Below are 15,939 nucleotides of genomic sequence, written 5' to 3' on the forward strand. Positions count from 1 at the left end.
CGGAGCACCGTGGAGGCGTCATGACAGCCGCTGGCAAGTGGATCCAGCACTGGGATCCCGAGGACGAGACCTTCTGGAACGAGACCGGCGAGAAGATCGCCAAGCGGAACCTGTTCTTCTCCGTGCTCTCCGAGCACATCGGCTTCTCGATCTGGACCCTGTGGTCCGTGCTGGTGCTCTTCATGGGTCCGGAGTACGGGCTCACCCCGGCCGACAAGTTCCTGCTGACGTCCATGGTGACGCTGGTCGGCGCCGTGGTCCGGGTGCCGTACACCTTCGCCGTCGCCATCTTCGGCGGGCGGAACTGGACGATCATCTCGGCCAGTCTGCTCCTCGTCCCGACCGTCGCCGCCTTCGCGGTGATGAAGCCGGGGACCTCCTTCGACACCTTCCTGTGGATCGGCCTGCTGGCCGGCATCGGCGGCGGCAACTTCGCCTCCTCCATGACCAACATCAACGCCTTCTTCCCGCTGCGGAAGAAGGGCTGGGCCCTCGGCCTCAACGCGGGCGGCGGCAACATCGGCGTCGCGGCGATCCAGCTGGTCGCGCTCGCCGTCATCGGCGCCAGCGGCGGCCCGCGGGTGCTGCTCGGGATCTACATCCCGCTCATCGTCGTCGCCGCCGTGCTGGCCGCGCTCTTCATGGACAACATCGAGAACGTCAAGAACGACACCGGCGCCGCCAAGGACGCCGCACGGGACGCCCACACCTGGATCATGTCCTTCCTCTACGTCGGGACGTTCGGCTCCTTCATCGGCTACAGCTTCGCCTTCGGGCAGGTGCTGACGAACCAGTTCGGCCGTACGCCGCTGCAGGCCACGTACCTCACCTTCCTCGGCCCGCTGCTCGGCTCGCTGATCCGGCCCCTGGGCGGCTGGCTCGCCGACAAGTACGGCGGCGCGAAGATCACCCTCTACAACTACGTGGCCATGGCCGCCGCCACCGCCGTCCTGGTCGCGGCCAGCATGCAGAAGTCGCTGCCCCTGTTCGTGGTCGCCTTCGTCGTGCTGTTCTCGCTGACCGGCATCGGCAACGGCTCCACGTTCAAGATGATCCCCGGCATCTTCCAGACCAAGGCGCTGGCCAAGGGGCTGGAGGGTGAGGAAGCCGTCAAGTACGGGCGCCGGCTCTCCGGAGCCTCCATGGGGCTGATCGGCGCGGCGGGTGCGCTCGGCGGTGTCGGCATCAACCTCGCCTTCCGCCAGTCCTTCCTCACCTACGGCTCCGGCACCGGCGCGTTCGTCGCCTTCCTGGCCTACTACGCCCTCTGCTTCGGGGTCACCTGGGCCGTATACCTTCGCCGCCCGGCGACCACGGCCGCGGCCGAAGCCGCCGCAGAGAAGAAGCCGCAGCTCAGCTACGCCGAGGTGTGACGTAACACCCGCGACATCAAGCCGAACCGAGCCTGTCACGGACCGTTGACAGGCTCGATCGGCATGCAGGCAGTACCGCCGTACTGCAGGTACGACGACTCTTCGGGACGAGAGCCATGTACGACGAACAGCAGCAACCCGACACCGGCCGGCACGGGCCGCTCGCCGGCTTCACCGTCGGCGTGACGGCCGCGCGCCGGGCCGACGAGCTGGGCGCACTGCTGCAGCGACGGGGAGCCGCCGTCCTGCACGCACCCGCCCTGCGGATCGTGCCGCTCGCCGACGACAGCGAGCTGCTGGCGGCGACGAAGGACCTCATCGACCAGGCCCCGGACGTGGTGGTGGCCACCACCGCGATCGGCTTCCGCGGGTGGGTCGAGGCCGCCGAGGGGTGGGGGCTCGGCGAGGCGCTGCTCGACCGGCTGCGGGAGGTCGAGCTGCTCGCCCGCGGTCCCAAGGTCAAGGGCGCGATACGGGCCGCCGGGCTGACCGAGGAGTGGTCGCCGTCCAGCGAGTCCATGGCCGAGGTACTGGACCGGCTGCTGGAGGAGGGCGTCGACGGCCGCCGGGTCGCCGTACAGCTGCACGGTGAACCGCTGCCGGGGTTCGTGGAGTCGCTGCGGGCGGCCGGGGCCGAGGTGGTGGGCGTGCCGGTGTACCGGTGGATGCCGCCGGAGGACATCGGGCCGGTGGACCGGCTGCTGGACGCCGCGGTCTCCCGGGGGCTGGACGCGCTGACCTTCACCAGCGCGCCCGCCGCGGTGTCGCTGCTGAACCGCGCCGAGGAGCGGGGGCTGCTGCCCGAGCTGCTCGCCGCGCTCCACCACGACGTGTTGCCCGCGTGTGTCGGGCCGGTGACCGCGCTGCCGTTGCAGGCGCACGGGGTCGACACGGTGCAGCCGGAGCGGTTCCGGCTCGGGCCGCTGGTGCAGCTGCTGTGCCAGGAGCTGCCGGGACGGGCCCGGGCACTGCCCATCGCCGGGCACCGGGTGGAGATCCGGGGCCACGCGGTCCTCGTCGACGGCGACCTCAAGCCCGTACCGCCCGCCGGGATGTCGCTGCTGCGCGCGCTGTCCCGGCGGCCGGGCTGGGTGGTGGCACGCGCGGAGCTGCTGCGGGCCCTGCCCGGGGCCGGCCGCGACGAACACGCGGTGGAGACCGCGATGGCCCGGCTGCGTACCGCGCTCGGCGCGCCGAAGCTGATCCAGACGGTCGTCAAGCGGGGCTACCGGCTGGCCCTGGACCCGGCGGCGGACGCCAAGTACTCGGACGTCTGAGCGCCGCGGCCGTACCGGACCAGCGCGCGGGCCAGACACGCCAGCGCCACCGTCGACAGCACCGCCCGGAACACGTTCCACGCCACCCACGGGTCCTCGAAGTGCTCCCGGGCCGCTGTCGGGCTGCTCATGTTAGCCAGGTCGTTGTTGAGCGGGATGTTGAAGGCGACCGTCGTGAGGAAGCCCAGACCGTACGCCGCCACGGCCGCCCACACCCACCACCGGTACGGCTGCCCCCGAAGCTGCCACGCCGAGACGGCCGCCAGCAGCGGCGCGCCCATGAAGCTGAGGAAGAACACCGGGTTCTGGATCACGTCGTTGATGTTCCGCATCACCTCGACGTAGACCCGGTCGTCGCTGCGGGCCAGCGCGGGCATGATCGCGCAGGCGAAGACGTAGAAGACCCCGGCGATCAGGCCCATGGCGACCGTGGCCGCGCCCAGGACGAGTCCCGTGCCCCTGCCGGCGGTTCCCGTGCTCCCGTCGGCGGTTCCCGTGCTCCTGCTGTTGGTTGTCATGTCTTCCAGTCAACGGACCGCGGCCCCGCCGGGACATCGCCGAGAAGCGCGCCCGCATAAGCCGTCGTCCAGCCGCCGTCGCCGGTCCGAGGGGTTCCGGCCGCGCGTACGGGCGGGCACTGTAAGAGGAACGGTTTTCCAGCCCCAGGCGGTGACAGGCACATGGCACTGGGTACGGCCACGGTCGCGTACGAGCTGCGGTTCGACGCGGGACGGATCTGTCTCGACCTCCTCGCGACCACTCATCCCGAGGAACGGTTCGACTCCGTCGAGGTGTTGGGCGCGTGGATCGTGGGGGCGGGACTGGTCCCGTCCGGCACTCCGCTCACCCACGTCGATCCGTCCTGGCTGGTCGGCTTCCGCGAACTGCGGGGACATATAGGGCAGTTGGTGCGGAGCGGCCTGGCACCGACGGCGCTCCGGCCGTCGTACGACATCGCGCTCGCCCGGGTGAACGAGCTCGCCCGTGTCGCCCCGCCGGCCCCGCGTGCCGTGCGTGGCGAGGACGGGGCGCTGGTGCGGGAGCTGGTCGGTCCGCCGGGGTGCGAGGAACTGCTCGGGGCCATCGCGAGGGATGCCGTGGAACTGCTCACCGACCCCGTCGCGAGAGCCGGTCTGCGGCAGTGCGAGGGCGACAACTGCCCGATCGTTTACGTGGATTCGTCCCGGGGGCGGAGGAGGCGCTGGTGCTCCAGTGAGGTCTGTGGGAACCGCGAAAGGGTGGCCCGGCACCGTCGGCGGGCGGCGCTCGCCCGCGTCTGACTGTCCGTTATGCCGCTTGTGTGAGGTGAGGCGGGTCCTGTTGTCGAAGTGATTTCGACAACACTCCGTTTGCCGTTGTCGTGCTCCGGGCAGCTGGCGCGATCTTGCCGATGTGGCGGAAATGTAAAGATCGCGCGGTGGGAATGTGCTCTCATGTCCCTCTCATCACGTCACTCCGAAGAAAACTGTCGTCGCACTTTGAACATGACGGGCGCCACATCCGTACCTGTCCACGAGCGACCGACTGGGGGAACCCCCGGACATCGGAGGTGGGCGTGCGCAAGGATTCCGTCGTGGCCAATGAACGTGGATCGAGGGCCCGACATCGCATGTCCCAGCCCTCGGAACCTGATGAGGAGCTGATGCGTGCTCTGTATCGAGAGCACGCCGGACCGCTCCTTGCGTACGTACTCCGGCTGGTCGCCGGAGACCGACAGCGTGCCGAGGACGTGGTCCAGGAAACGCTCATCCGTGCCTGGAAGAACGCCGGTCAGCTCAATCGGGCGACCGGATCGGTACGCCCCTGGCTGGTGACGGTCGCTCGGCGCATCGTCATCGACGGCCACCGCAGCCGGCAGGCCCGGCCGCAGGAGGTCGATCCGTCGCCGCTGGAGGTCATCCCCGCGGAGGACGAGATCGACAAGGCGCTGTGGTTGATGACGCTGTCGGACGCGCTGGACGACCTGACCCCGGCCCACCGGGAGGTGCTCGTCGAGACGTATTTCAAGGGGCGTACCGTCAATGAGGCGGCCGAGACGCTGGGCATTCCTAGTGGCACGGTGCGGTCTCGGGTGTTCTATGCCCTGCGGTCGATGAAGCTGGCACTGGAGGAGCGGGGGGTGACGGCGTGATGAGTGTTTACGGGGGAAACCAGGGATTCGGCACAGGTGGGTCGGGTATGTCTGGACCCATGATGGGATCACCGGGGCCGAGCGAGCACGAGACGGTCGGTGCCTACGCCCTCGGCATCCTCGACGACGCCGAGGCGACCGCCTTCGAGGCACACCTCGCGACCTGCGAGTGGTGCGCCCAGCAGCTCGACGAGCTGGCCGGGATGGAGCCGATGCTGGCCGCCCTCGCGGACCTGCCGGGCTCCGGCACCCCCGCGATCGGCGAGTCGCTGTCCGCCAAGCCCAGCCCACGGCTGGCGGAGAAGCTGGTCGACGAGGTCGCCGAGAAGCGGAAGGTCCGCAGCCGGCGCAACTTCTTCGCCCTCGCCGCCTCCGTCGCGCTCATCGCCGGCGGCCCGCTCGCCGTCTGGGCTGCGACCAGCGGCGACGACAGCGGCAACAGCGGCAACATGGCGATGGGACCCGCCCAGGCGGCCTTCAACGTCATGACCGACAAGACATCGGCGACGGACCCCTCGACCCACGTCAGCGCGACCGTCGCCATCGAGAAGAAGGACTGGGGCACGCACGCCGTACTCCAGCTGAAGAACGTCAAGGGCCCGCTCAAGTGCTCCCTGATCGCCGTGGGCAAGAACGGCGAGCGCGAGACGGTGACCTCCTGGGCGGTCCCGAACTGGGGCTACGGCATCGCGAACGCCAAGACCGAGGAGGCCAGGAACCCCCTCTACGTGCACGGCGGCGCCGCCTTCACCCCGAACGAGATCGACCACTTCGAGGTCATGACGTTCAACGGCAAGAAGCTGGTACAGGTCGACGCGTAGCTTTCGTAGCTATACGGGGCCCCCTTCGCGTACGGTTGACGGCTGCCCAGCACGTCAGAAGGGGGCCCGGTGGCCGCTCAGGCTCAACAGGAAACCGCGGTCGGCTCGGATCACGACTCAGTGCGCGACCGAGAGATCAGCGTCGAGCAGGAACATCTGGACCGGGTCTACCGGCGCCTCGAGGAGAAGATCCACGAGGCGGAGTTCCTGATGAACGACGCGGCCAAGCGCGGCCAGGTCGGCACGCCCGGCGCCCTCGCCGAGCGGGACGCCCAGGTCTTCCGGGCCGGCATCCATCTCAACCGGCTCAACAACGAGTTCGAGGACTTCCTCTTCGGCCGCATCGACCTGCTCCTCGGCAAGGACGGCAAGAAGGGGCCCGACGGCGCCTACACCGCCGTGGAACCGGCTGAAGGGGCTGTCCGGGACGACGGCACGGCCGACATTGCCGAGACCCTGCACATCGGCCGCATCGGCGTCCTGGACAGCGAGTACGCCCCCCTGGTGATCGACTGGCGGGCCCCCGCCGCGGCCCCCTTCTACCGGTCCACTCCGGTGGATCCCGGGCGTGTCGTACGACGCCGGGTCATCCGTTCCAAGGGGCGGCGGGTCCTCGGTGTCGAGGACGACCTGATGCGCCCCGAGCTCAAGGCCTTCCTCGACGGCGGCGAACTGGCCGTCATCGGCGACGGTGCCCTGATGGCCGCGCTCGGCCAGGCCCGCAGCCACACCATGCGGGACATCGTCGCCTCCATCCAGGCCGAGCAGGACCTGGTCATCCGGGCCCCCGCGGCGTCCGTGACGTACGTCGAGGGCGGCCCCGGCACCGGCAAGACGGCCGTCGCCCTGCACCGCGCCGCCTACCTCCTCTACCAGGACCGCCGCCGCTACTCCGGCGGCATCCTGATCGTCTCCCCGACGCCCCTCCTGGTCGCCTACACCGAGGGCGTGCTGCCCTCGCTGGGCGAGGAGGGCCAGGTCGCGATCCGCGCGATCGGCTCGCTGGTCGACGGCGCGGAGGCCACGCTGTACGACTCCCCGTCGACCGCCCGCGCGAAGGGCTCGTACCGCATGCTGCGGGTCCTGCGGAAGGCGGCGCGGGGGGCACTGGAACTGGGGCCGGCCGGGATGCTCGGCGGCGCGGACGGGTCTGGCACGGGGGCGGGCGGGGGGAGCGCGTCCGGCTCGGGGGCGAGCGGCGCGGACGCGTCCGGCGCGGGGGCGGGCGGGGCGGACGCGTCCGGTACCGGGACGGGCGGGGCGAACGGCACCCGGTCGGGGAGGAGCGCGGGGAACGGCACCGGCTCGGAGATGAGCGGGGCGGAGGCGTCCGGCACGGGGGTGGGCGGGGCGAACGGCACCCGGTCGGGGAGGAGCGCGGGGAACGGCACCGGCTCGGAGATGAGCGGGGCGGATGCGTCTGGCTCGGAGGCGGGCGAGGCGGAGGCGTCTGGCTCGGGGACAAGCGGCGCGGACGCGTCCGGCACGGGGACAAGCGGCGCGTACGGCACCCGGTCCGGGAGGAGCGGCGCGAACGGCGCCGGCGCGGGGAACGGCAGCGGCGTCGGGACGGCCGCGGCGAACGGTCGCGGCTCCGGCACCGCGCCGGCCTCCTCCGGTTCCGCGTCAGCCACCGCCCCCACCCAGCTTTCCTTCGGCGACGACGGTGACGGCGAGTCCCCGGCCGCTCCCGCCCCCGTCGGCCCGCCCACCCGGCTCCGCGTCGTCGCCTTCGGGCGCCGGCTGGAGCTGGAGGCGGCCGAGCTGGAGCGCATCCGGCGCAACGCCCTCGGCGGCACCGCGCCCGTCAACCTCCTGCGCCCCCGTGCCCGCAAGCTGCTGCTCGACGCGCTGTGGGCGCAGTCCGGGGCCGCCACCCGGCACACCGACCCGGAGCTGGCCGCCGAGCTGCGCTCCTCCTTCGACGAGGACGTCACCTCCGAGGACTCCTTCATCGCGTTCCTCGACGCCTGGTGGCCCGAGCTGACGCCGAGGGCCGTACTCGCCGCGATGGCCGACGAGCGGCGCCTGGGCCGCTGGGCCCGCCGGATCCTCAACCCCGGCGAGGTCCGCCGCGTCGCCCGCTCGCTCAGGCGGGACGGCCACTCCGTGCACGACATCGCCATGCTCGACGAGCTCCAGGCGATCCTCGGCACCCCGGCCCGCCCGAGGAAGAAGCGCGAGCTGGACCCGCTCGACCAGCTCACCGGCCTGGAGGAGCTGATGCCGGTGCGCGAGGAGTCGCAGCGCGAGCGCGCCGAGCGGCTGGCCCAGGAACGCACCGAGTACGCCCACGTCATCGTCGACGAGGCCCAGGACCTCACGCCGATGCAGTGGCGCATGGTCGGCCGCCGCGGCCGGCACGCCACCTGGACGGTCGTCGGCGACCCGGCCCAGTCCTCCTGGTCCGACCCCGACGAGGCGGCCGAGGCCCGCGACGAGGCCCTCGGCACCCGCCCCCGCCGCCGCTTCGAACTCACCGTCAACTACCGCAACCCGGCCGAGATCGCCGAACTCGCCGCCAAGGTCCTGGCCCTCGCCATGCCCGGCTCCAAGGCCCCGTCGGCCGTACGGTCGACAGGCGTCGAGCCCCGCTTCACCGTCGTACAGAAGTCGCTGGGAGAGACCGTCCGGGCCGAGGCCGCCCGGCTGCTCGACCTCGTCGACGGGACCGTCGGCGTCGTCGTCGCCATGCAGCGGCGCGAGGAGGCCGCGCGGTGGCTGGCCGGGCTCGGCGAACGGGTGGTGGCGCTCGGCAGCCTGGAGGCGAAGGGTCTGGAGTACGACGCCACGGTCGTCGTGTCGCCCGCGGAGATCGCGGACGAGTCGCCGGCCGGGCTACGGGTGCTGTACGTCGCCCTCACCAGGGCCACACAGCAGCTGACGGTCGTGTCGGCGGACCGGGACCAGCCGGACGGGAGCGGCGTACCGGATCTGCTCCGGGATTAGAAGCGGATGAACTCTCGGTACGGGAATGGCCTTACGGGATCTGTTTGTTAGCCTGGATGTGACACCGGCCCGATCCAAGCCCCCGGGCCCAACCTTCGTCGCTACGAGCGACCACTTGCCGCGAGGCGAGCATGGCGGGTCGGTGTCATTTTCTCTTTGACCTTCTCTCTCACCCGTGAACAAAACGTTCGCAATCCTGCGCGACTAACGCCTACTCGTCGGTAGGTGCGACCATCGGACGGCATACCAGCGTCAAAGGTGAAAGAGGAAGTCGGCCATGGCAACGGCGCCCAGCGTCTCCTACTCGATGACGGTCCGGCTGGAGGTGCCCGCGAGCGGAACCGCCGTCTCGCAGCTCACCACCGCCGTGGAGTCCTCCGGAGGCTCGGTGACCGGCCTCGACGTCACCGCCTCCGGTCACGAGAAGCTCCGGATCGACGTCACCATCGCGGCCACCTCCACCGCCCACGCGGACGAGATCGTCGAGAAGCTGCGCGGCATCGAGGGCGTCACCCTCGGCAAGGTCTCCGACCGTACGTTCCTGATGCACCTCGGCGGCAAGATCGAGATGCAGTCCAAGCACCCCATCCGCAACCGTGACGATCTCTCCATGGTCTACACGCCGGGTGTGGCCCGCGTCTGCATGGCGATCGCCGAGAACCCCGAGGACGCCCGCCGCCTCACCATCAAGCGCAACTCCGTTGCGGTCGTGACGGACGGCTCGGCCGTGCTGGGCCTCGGCAACATCGGCCCGAAGGCCGCGCTGCCCGTGATGGAGGGCAAGGCGGCCCTCTTCAAGCGGTTCGCCGGCATCGACGCCTGGCCGCTGTGCCTGGACACCCAGGACACCGACGCGATCGTCGAGATCGTGAAGGCGATCGCCCCCGGCTTCGCGGGCATCAACCTGGAGGACATCTCCGCACCCCGCTGCTTCGAGATCGAGGCCCGCCTGCGCGAGGCCCTCGACATCCCCGTCTTCCACGACGACCAGCACGGCACCGCGATCGTCGTCCTCGCCGCCCTGAAGAACGCACTTCGCGTCACCGGCAAGGCGATTGAGAACATCCGGGTCGTCATGTCCGGCGCCGGCGCGGCCGGTACGGCCATCCTCAAGCTGCTGCTCGCCGCCGGCGTGAAGAACGCCGTCGTCGCCGACATCCACGGTGTCGTGCACGCCGGCCGCGAGGACCTGGTGGGCGCCGTCGCCGACTCGCCGCTGCGCTGGATCGCCGACAACACCAACCCCGAGGGCCTGACCGGCACGCTCAAGGAAGCCGTTCGCGGAGCGGACGTCTTCATCGGCGTGTCCGCCCCGAACGTCCTGGACGGCACCGACGTGGCAGCCATGGCCGACGGCGCGATCGTGTTCGCGCTCGCGAACCCGGACCCCGAGGTGGACCCGGCGATCGCCCGCCAGACGGCCGCCGTCGTGGCCACCGGCCGCTCCGACTTCCCGAACCAGATCAACAACGTGCTGGTCTTCCCGGGCGTCTTCCGCGGCCTGCTGGACGCCCAGTCCCGCACGGTCAACACGGACATGATGCTGGCCGCCGCGAGCGCCCTCGCGGAGGTCGTGACCGAGGACGAGCTGAACCCGAACTACATCATCCCGAGCGTCTTCAACGACAAGGTCGCGGGCGCGGTGGCGGGCGCGGTGCGCGAGGCGGCGAAGGCGGTCGCCGCGTCGTAGGGCGATGTGCGTAGGCTGTGAGGATCACCACGGCAAGGCCTTGCATCGGCGCGTCGTGGAACCCGGCTCTCCTGGTCGGCGTTTATCGTGTCGGCCAGGCTCGGGACCTCTCTTCGTGTGACACCCAAGGGTGTTCTCACGACTCCAGCGGGTGCCGGATTGGCTTTCCCGCAGCAGGTAGGGGCAGGATGCGTCCCTGGGCGCGAGCGCATCGGCTTCGCTGTGCCTCGCGCGACTCCGCCGCGTGGCACACCCCAACGGCAAGAAGAACACGGGAGTAACGACATGAACCGCAGTGAGCTGGTGGCCGCGCTGGCCGACCGCGCCGAGGTGACCCGCAAGGACGCCGACGCCGTTCTGGCCGCGTTCGCCGAGACCGTCGGCGAGATCGTCGCCAAGGGCGACGAGAAGGTCACCATCCCCGGCTTCCTGACCTTCGAGCGCACCCACCGTGCCGCTCGCACCGCGCGCAACCCGCAGACCGGCGACCCGATCCAGATCCCGGCCGGCTACAGCGTCAAGGTTTCGGCGGGCAGCAAGCTCAAGGAAGCCGCGAAGGGCAAGTGACCTCGCCGTCTACACCTCACGGGACGGTGTACGGCACGTAGGCAATGCGATGGGGCGGCACCCGGACTTCCGGGTGCCGCCCCATCGTTGTGCGCTTACAAAGGCCTCAAACTCCCCCACTCTCGGCTTCGCTCGAGCGGGGGGACCCCCAGGCCGGGCTGAAATCAGCCGAGCGCCTTGCCCGGCAGTTCCACCTTCGCGCCCAGTTCCACGAGCTTCTCCATGAAGTTCTCGTAGCCGCGGTTGATGAGGTCGATGCCGTGGACGCGGGACGTGCCCTGGGCCGCCAGCGCGGCGATCAGGTACGAGAAGCCGCCGCGGAGGTCGGGGATGACCAGGTCGGCGCCCTGGAGCTTGGTGGGGCCCGAGACGACCGCCGAGTGCAGGAAGTTGCGCTGGCCGAAGCGGCAGTCGGAGCCGCCCAGGCACTCGCGGTACAGCTGGATGTGAGCACCCATCTGGTTCAGCGCGGAGGTGAAGCCGAGCCGGGACTCGTACACCGTCTCGTGGATGATCGAGAGGCCGGTCGCCTGGGTCAGGGCCACCACCAGCGGCTGCTGCCAGTCCGTCTGGAAGCCCGGGTGCACGTCCGTTTCCAGCGCGATCGACTTCAACTGGCCGCCGGGGTGCCAGAACCGGATGCCCTGGTCGTCGATCTCGAACGCCCCGCCCACCTTCCGGTAGGTGTTCAGGAACGTCATCATCGACCGCTGCTGCGCCCCGCGGACGTAGATGTTGCCCTCGGTCGCCAGCGCGGCGGACGCCCAGGAGGCGGCCTCCAGACGGTCCGGCAGGGCGCGGTGGTTGTAGCCGCCGAGGCTGTCCACGCCGGTGACGCGGATGGTGCGGTCGGTGTCCATCGCGATGATGGCGCCCATCTTCTGCAGGACGCAGATCAGGTCCTCGATCTCCGGCTCCACGGCCGCGTTCGAGAGTTCCGTGACGCCCTCGGCGAGCACCGCCGTCAGCAGCACCTGCTCGGTCGCGCCCACGGACGGGTACGGCAGCCGGATCTTCGTGCCGCGCAGCCGCTGCGGGGCCTCCAGGTACTGCCCGTCCGCCCGCTTCTCGATCCGCGCGCCGAACTGCCGCAGCACCTCGAAGTGGAAGTCGATCGGCCGGCCGCCGATGTCGCAGCCGCCGAGACCGGGGATGAAGGCGTGGCCGAGCCGGTGCAGCAGCGGACCGCAGAAGAGGATCGGGATGCGGCTCGAACCCGCGTGGGCATCGATGTCGGCGACGTTCGCGCTCTCGACGTGCGACGGGTCCATCACCAGCTCGCCCGGCTCCTCGCCCGGACGGACCGTCACCCCGTGCAGCTGCAGCAGGCCGCGTACGACGCGCACGTCACGGATGTCCGGAACGTTGCGCAGTCGACTCGGCGAGCTGCCCAGCAGCGCGGCGACCATGGCCTTCGGTACGAGGTTCTTCGCACCGCGGACACGGATCTCGCCCTCGAGCGGGGTTCCGCCGTGGACAAGCAGTACATCGTCAGAGCCGTTGACGGTCATGTATCTCGCGTTCCGATGAGTGGGGCAGGGGCCAGAAGGGAAAGGGTAGTCGCCGCCCACCCCCCTCCTGTAAGCCCAGGGACGGCCCAGCTACGTCATAGCTGTGTCACAACACGAACCGTTCCCTATCGGGCACATGGGGTCACCGGTGGCCGGGCGTGCGCCGGGGATGCTCCCTTCCGCCCTGAGCTGCAATCACCCTCCTTACCCCGATTGCCTCCCCGCGCCCGGGGAAGATGCGGGATCATGTCTGGCATGACCGAGGTGTCCTCGCTCACAGGGCGGTTGCTCGTGGCAACGCCCGCCCTGGCGGACCCGAACTTCGACCGCGCGGTGGTGCTCCTTCTCGACCACGACGAGGAGGGCTCACTCGGTGTGGTCCTCAACCGGCCCACGCCGGTGGACGTCGGCGACATCCTGGAGGGCTGGGCCGACCTCACCGGCGAACCCGGCGTCGTCTTCCAGGGCGGCCCGGTCTCGCTGGACTCGGCCCTCGGCGTCGCCGTCATCCCGGGAGGTTCCTCCGTGGACGGCGCCCCGCTGGGCTGGCGCCGGGTGCACGGCGCGATCGGGCTGGTCGACCTGGAGGCCCCGCCGGAGCTGCTCGCCTCGGCCCTCGGCTCCTTGAGAATCTTCGCCGGGTACGCGGGCTGGGGCCCCGGTCAGCTGGAGGACGAACTGACCGAGGGCGCCTGGTACGTCGTGGAGTCCGAGCCCGGCGACGTCTCGTCCCCCGCCCCGGAACGCCTGTGGCGCGAGGTCCTGCGCCGCCAGCGCAACGAGCTCGCGATGGTGGCCACGTATCCGGACGACCCTTCGCTCAACTGATGCGTGTGAGCTTCAGTACCCTTGGCGTCATGAGCACTCTCGAGCCCGAGCGCGGGACTGGTACGGGGACCCTCGTAGAGCCGACGCCACAGGTGTCCCACGGCGACGGCGACCACGAGCGCTTCGCCCACTACGTCCAGAAGGACAAGATCATGGCGAGCGCCCTCGACGGCACCCCCGTCGTGGCGCTCTGCGGCAAGGTGTGGGTGCCCGGCCGCGATCCGAAGAAGTACCCGGTGTGTCCCATGTGCAAGGAGATCTACGACTCCATGGGCGCCGGCGGCGACAGCGGCAAGGGCGGCGACAAGAAGTAGCCCGGCCGCTCCTTCACACCTGAGGTCCGCGAGGCCCCCGGGCGCGCGATTTGGCGCGCCTCGGGGGCCTTTGTGCTGTCTGTCGTTGCACGGAGTGCGTCACTCGGTCACGAATTGGTCGAGACCTCTTGTCGGCATGTTCATGTAGTCCCTAGCCTCCGTTGTGTTGTGCAGAGCGAAACCGTCATTGCATATGTTGCAACGCACGCTCGGAGGCCCCACGCCCATGAAGCTCCCCTCCCGACTGGCCGCGCTCCTCGCCGCGGCCGCGGTCGTCACCGCCTGCGCCCCCCAGACCTCCTCCAACTCCTCCTCCGAGAAGGACGACAAGAGCGGCACCCTGCGCGTCTGGCTCTTCCAGGAGGTCGGCAACGACCCCAAGGCCGAGGTCGTCGACTCCGTGGTCACCGCCTTCGAGAAGGCCCACAAGGGCACCAAGGTCGACGTCGAGTACATCCCGGTCGACACCCGTGCCCAGCGCGTCAAGGCCGCCTTCAACGACCCCAAGTCCGCGCCCGACGTCATGGAGTTCGGCAACACCGACACGGCCGGCTATGTGAAGGACGGCGGACTCCTCGACGTCACCAAGGAGTTCGGCGCCTGGAACGAGTCCAAGGACACCGACCCGACGGCGAAGACGTCCGTCACGGTCGACGGCAAGCTGTACGGCTCCCCGTTCTACGTCGGCGTCCGCGCCCTGTACTACCGCACCGACGTCTTCAAGGAACTCGGCCTGCAACCCCCGAAGACCATGGACGAGTTGGCGACCACGGCCCGTAAGATCCGGGCCGCGAAGCCCGACCTGTACGGCCTGGTCGTCGGCGGCGCCTACACGTACGGCGCGATGCCCTTCGTCTGGGCCAACGGCGGTGAACTCGCCACCGGCAAGGGCGGCGACTACGCCTCCGCGATCGACAGCGCCGCCGCCCAGAAGGGCATCAAGGCCTACACCTCCCTCTTCGGCGATGACAACTGTCCCGCCGCCAAGTGCGCCGGCATGGGCGGCAACGACACGATCACCGCGTTCGCCGCGGGCAAGGCGGGCATGGCGATCGGCGGCGACTTCAGCCACACGGCCGTGGAGGCCGGGAAGGTGAAGGGCGAGTACGCCGTCGTACCGCTGCCGGGCGTGACCGCCGGCTCGATCGCGCCGGCCTTCGCGGGCGGCAACAACATCGGTGTCCTGAAGAGCACTTCGCACCGCACGCTCGCCGTGGACCTCATGGAGCAGCTGACGTCGAAGAAGACACAGGCGGCGATGTTCGACGCGATGGGCTTCCTGCCGACGTTCGCGGACGTACGGCAGCAGGTGGCCGCGAAGAACCCGTACGTGAAGCCCTTCGCGCAGACCCTGGCGGCCGGCACCAAGTTCGTACCGGCGTCCCCGGCCTGGTCCCAGATCGACTCCCAGCTGGTGCTGCCGACGATGCTGCAGGAGATCATCGCCGGGAAGAAGAGCGTGGCGGCGGCTTCGGAGGAAGCGGCGAAGAAGATGAACTCCGCGTTTGGCTCCGCCGGGTGACGGCGCCCAGTAGCTCGGGGGCTTCGGAGCGCTGGCGGCTGCCTGTGATTCGTGGCTTGTCGCGCAGTTCCTCGCGCCCCTGGCGGCGCTGGAGCGGCCCTTGGCTCTATCTCGCCCCGGCCCTCGTCATCCTCGGCGGCCTCCTCCTCTACCCCATCTACCAGCTCGGCCTCATCTCCCTCTTCCACTACACCCAGGCCCAGGTCAGCGGCGGTGAGCCCACCCGCTTCGAGGGGTTCGGGAACTACTCCGCGCTCTTCTCCGACGGCGAGTTCTGGTCGGTGCTGCTGGCCACTGTGCTGTTCGCGGCGGCCTGCGTCGCCTCCACCCTCGCCGTCGGCTGCGCGCTCGCCGTGCTGCTCACGCGCGTGCGTGCCGTGCCGCGGCTGGCGCTGATGCTGGCCGCACTGGGCGCCTGGGCCACCCCGGCCGTCACCGGCTCCACCGTCTGGCTCTTCCTCTTCGACCCCGACTTCGGCCCGGTCAACCGGATCCTGGGCCTCGGCGACCACTCATGGACGTACGGCCGCTTCAGCGCGTTCTTCCTCGTACTGCTCGAAGTGGTCTGGTGCTCCTTCCCGTTCGTGATGGTCACGGTGTACGCAGGGATCCGCGCCGTACCGGCCGAGGTGCTGGAGGCCGCCGCGCTGGACGGCGCCTCGCAGTGGCGGATCTGGCGTTCCGTGCTCGCGCCGATGCTCCGGCCGATCCTGACCGTGGTCACCATCCAGTCGGTGATCTGGGACTTCAAGGTCTTCACGCAGATCTACGTCATGACAGGTGGCGGCGGCATCGCCAATCAGAACCTCGTCCTGAACGTGTACGCCTACCAGCAGGCGTTCGCGTCCTCGCAGTACAGCCTCGGCGCGGCGATCGGCATCGTGATGCTGCTGATCCTGCTCGCCGTGACGCTGGTGTACCTGCGGCTGCTGCGCAGGCAGGGGGAGGAGCTGTGA

14 protein-coding genes are annotated in these 15,939 nt (G+C 70.1%); 12 read left to right on the top strand and 2 right to left on the bottom strand.

The features are described from left to right. The first annotated feature begins 20 nt into the window (after positions 1 to 20). On the top strand, positions 21 to 1,373 hold the full coding sequence (locus tag MQP27_RS35395) for a NarK family nitrate/nitrite MFS transporter (RefSeq protein ID WP_242772908.1): 1,353 nt from the start codon (positions 21 to 23) through the stop codon (positions 1,371 to 1,373). Positions 1,374 to 1,489: 116 nt separating this feature from the next. Next, entirely contained in the window at positions 1,490 to 2,650 is a 1,161-nt protein-coding gene (locus MQP27_RS35400; RefSeq protein ID WP_242772910.1) for a uroporphyrinogen-III synthase, read from the top strand. On the opposite strand, the gene MQP27_RS35405 is transcribed toward MQP27_RS35400, so the two are convergent. Beyond that, positions 2,599 to 3,168, bottom strand: a complete 570-nt coding sequence (locus tag MQP27_RS35405) for an anthrone oxygenase family protein (protein WP_372511395.1) — start codon at positions 3,166 to 3,168, stop codon at positions 2,599 to 2,601. The genes MQP27_RS35400 and MQP27_RS35405 overlap by 52 nt on opposite strands. A gap of 162 nt (positions 3,169 to 3,330) precedes the next feature. Here MQP27_RS35405 and MQP27_RS35410 point away from each other — a divergent pair, with 162 nt between their 5' ends. From MQP27_RS35410 to MQP27_RS35435, 6 genes are all read left to right on the top strand, one after another. Further along, entirely contained in the window at positions 3,331 to 3,930 is a 600-nt protein-coding gene (locus MQP27_RS35410) for a CGNR zinc finger domain-containing protein (RefSeq protein WP_242772912.1), read from the top strand. A gap of 329 nt (positions 3,931 to 4,259) precedes the next feature. Next, complete coding sequence (locus tag MQP27_RS35415) at positions 4,260 to 4,781, top strand: sigma-70 family RNA polymerase sigma factor (protein ID WP_010039908.1); 522 nt, start codon at positions 4,260 to 4,262, stop codon at positions 4,779 to 4,781. Next, on the top strand, positions 4,781 to 5,602 hold the full coding sequence (locus tag MQP27_RS35420) for a zf-HC2 domain-containing protein (RefSeq protein ID WP_372511396.1): 822 nt from the start codon (positions 4,781 to 4,783) through the stop codon (positions 5,600 to 5,602). Before MQP27_RS35415 ends, MQP27_RS35420 begins: the two co-directional genes overlap by 1 nt. A 120-nt stretch (positions 5,603 to 5,722) precedes the next feature. After that, positions 5,723 to 8,551 (top strand): UvrD-helicase domain-containing protein, encoded by a 2,829-nt coding sequence (locus MQP27_RS35425; protein ID WP_308290049.1) that lies wholly within the window; start codon positions 5,723 to 5,725, stop codon positions 8,549 to 8,551. A gap of 277 nt (positions 8,552 to 8,828) precedes the next feature. Then, positions 8,829 to 10,241, top strand: a complete 1,413-nt coding sequence (locus MQP27_RS35430; protein WP_242772918.1) for an NAD-dependent malic enzyme — start codon at positions 8,829 to 8,831, stop codon at positions 10,239 to 10,241. A gap of 285 nt (positions 10,242 to 10,526) precedes the next feature. Beyond that, on the top strand, positions 10,527 to 10,808 hold the full coding sequence (locus MQP27_RS35435) for an HU family DNA-binding protein (protein WP_007382399.1): 282 nt from the start codon (positions 10,527 to 10,529) through the stop codon (positions 10,806 to 10,808). A 164-nt stretch (positions 10,809 to 10,972) separates the two neighbouring features. Here MQP27_RS35435 and murA read toward each other — a convergent pair whose 3' ends face one another. Further along, a complete protein-coding gene (gene murA / locus MQP27_RS35440) occupies positions 10,973 to 12,319 on the bottom strand; it encodes a UDP-N-acetylglucosamine 1-carboxyvinyltransferase (protein WP_242772920.1) in 1,347 nt (448 codons plus the stop codon). Between the two features lie 255 nt (positions 12,320 to 12,574). On the opposite strand from murA, the gene MQP27_RS35445 reads away from it, so the two are divergent. The 4 genes from MQP27_RS35445 to MQP27_RS35460 all read left to right on the top strand — a co-directional run bounded on the left by MQP27_RS35445 (position 12,575) and on the right by MQP27_RS35460 (position 15,939). Then, positions 12,575 to 13,147: a YqgE/AlgH family protein gene (locus MQP27_RS35445; protein ID WP_242772922.1), complete on the top strand. Its 573-nt coding sequence runs from the start codon at positions 12,575 to 12,577 to the stop codon at positions 13,145 to 13,147. Positions 13,148 to 13,176: 29 nt separating this feature from the next. Then, positions 13,177 to 13,461, top strand: a complete 285-nt coding sequence (locus MQP27_RS35450; RefSeq protein ID WP_242772924.1) for a DUF3039 domain-containing protein — start codon at positions 13,177 to 13,179, stop codon at positions 13,459 to 13,461. Positions 13,462 to 13,687: 226 nt separating this feature from the next. Further along, entirely contained in the window at positions 13,688 to 14,983 is a 1,296-nt protein-coding gene (locus MQP27_RS35455) for an extracellular solute-binding protein (RefSeq protein ID WP_242772926.1), read from the top strand. A gap of 47 nt (positions 14,984 to 15,030) precedes the next feature. Continuing rightward, positions 15,031 to 15,939, top strand: a complete 909-nt coding sequence (locus MQP27_RS35460; protein WP_242773474.1) for a carbohydrate ABC transporter permease — start codon at positions 15,031 to 15,033, stop codon at positions 15,937 to 15,939.

The organism is Streptomyces cylindrosporus (assembly GCF_022698165.1).
GTDB lineage: Bacteria > Actinomycetota > Actinomycetes > Streptomycetales > Streptomycetaceae > Streptomyces > Streptomyces cylindrosporus.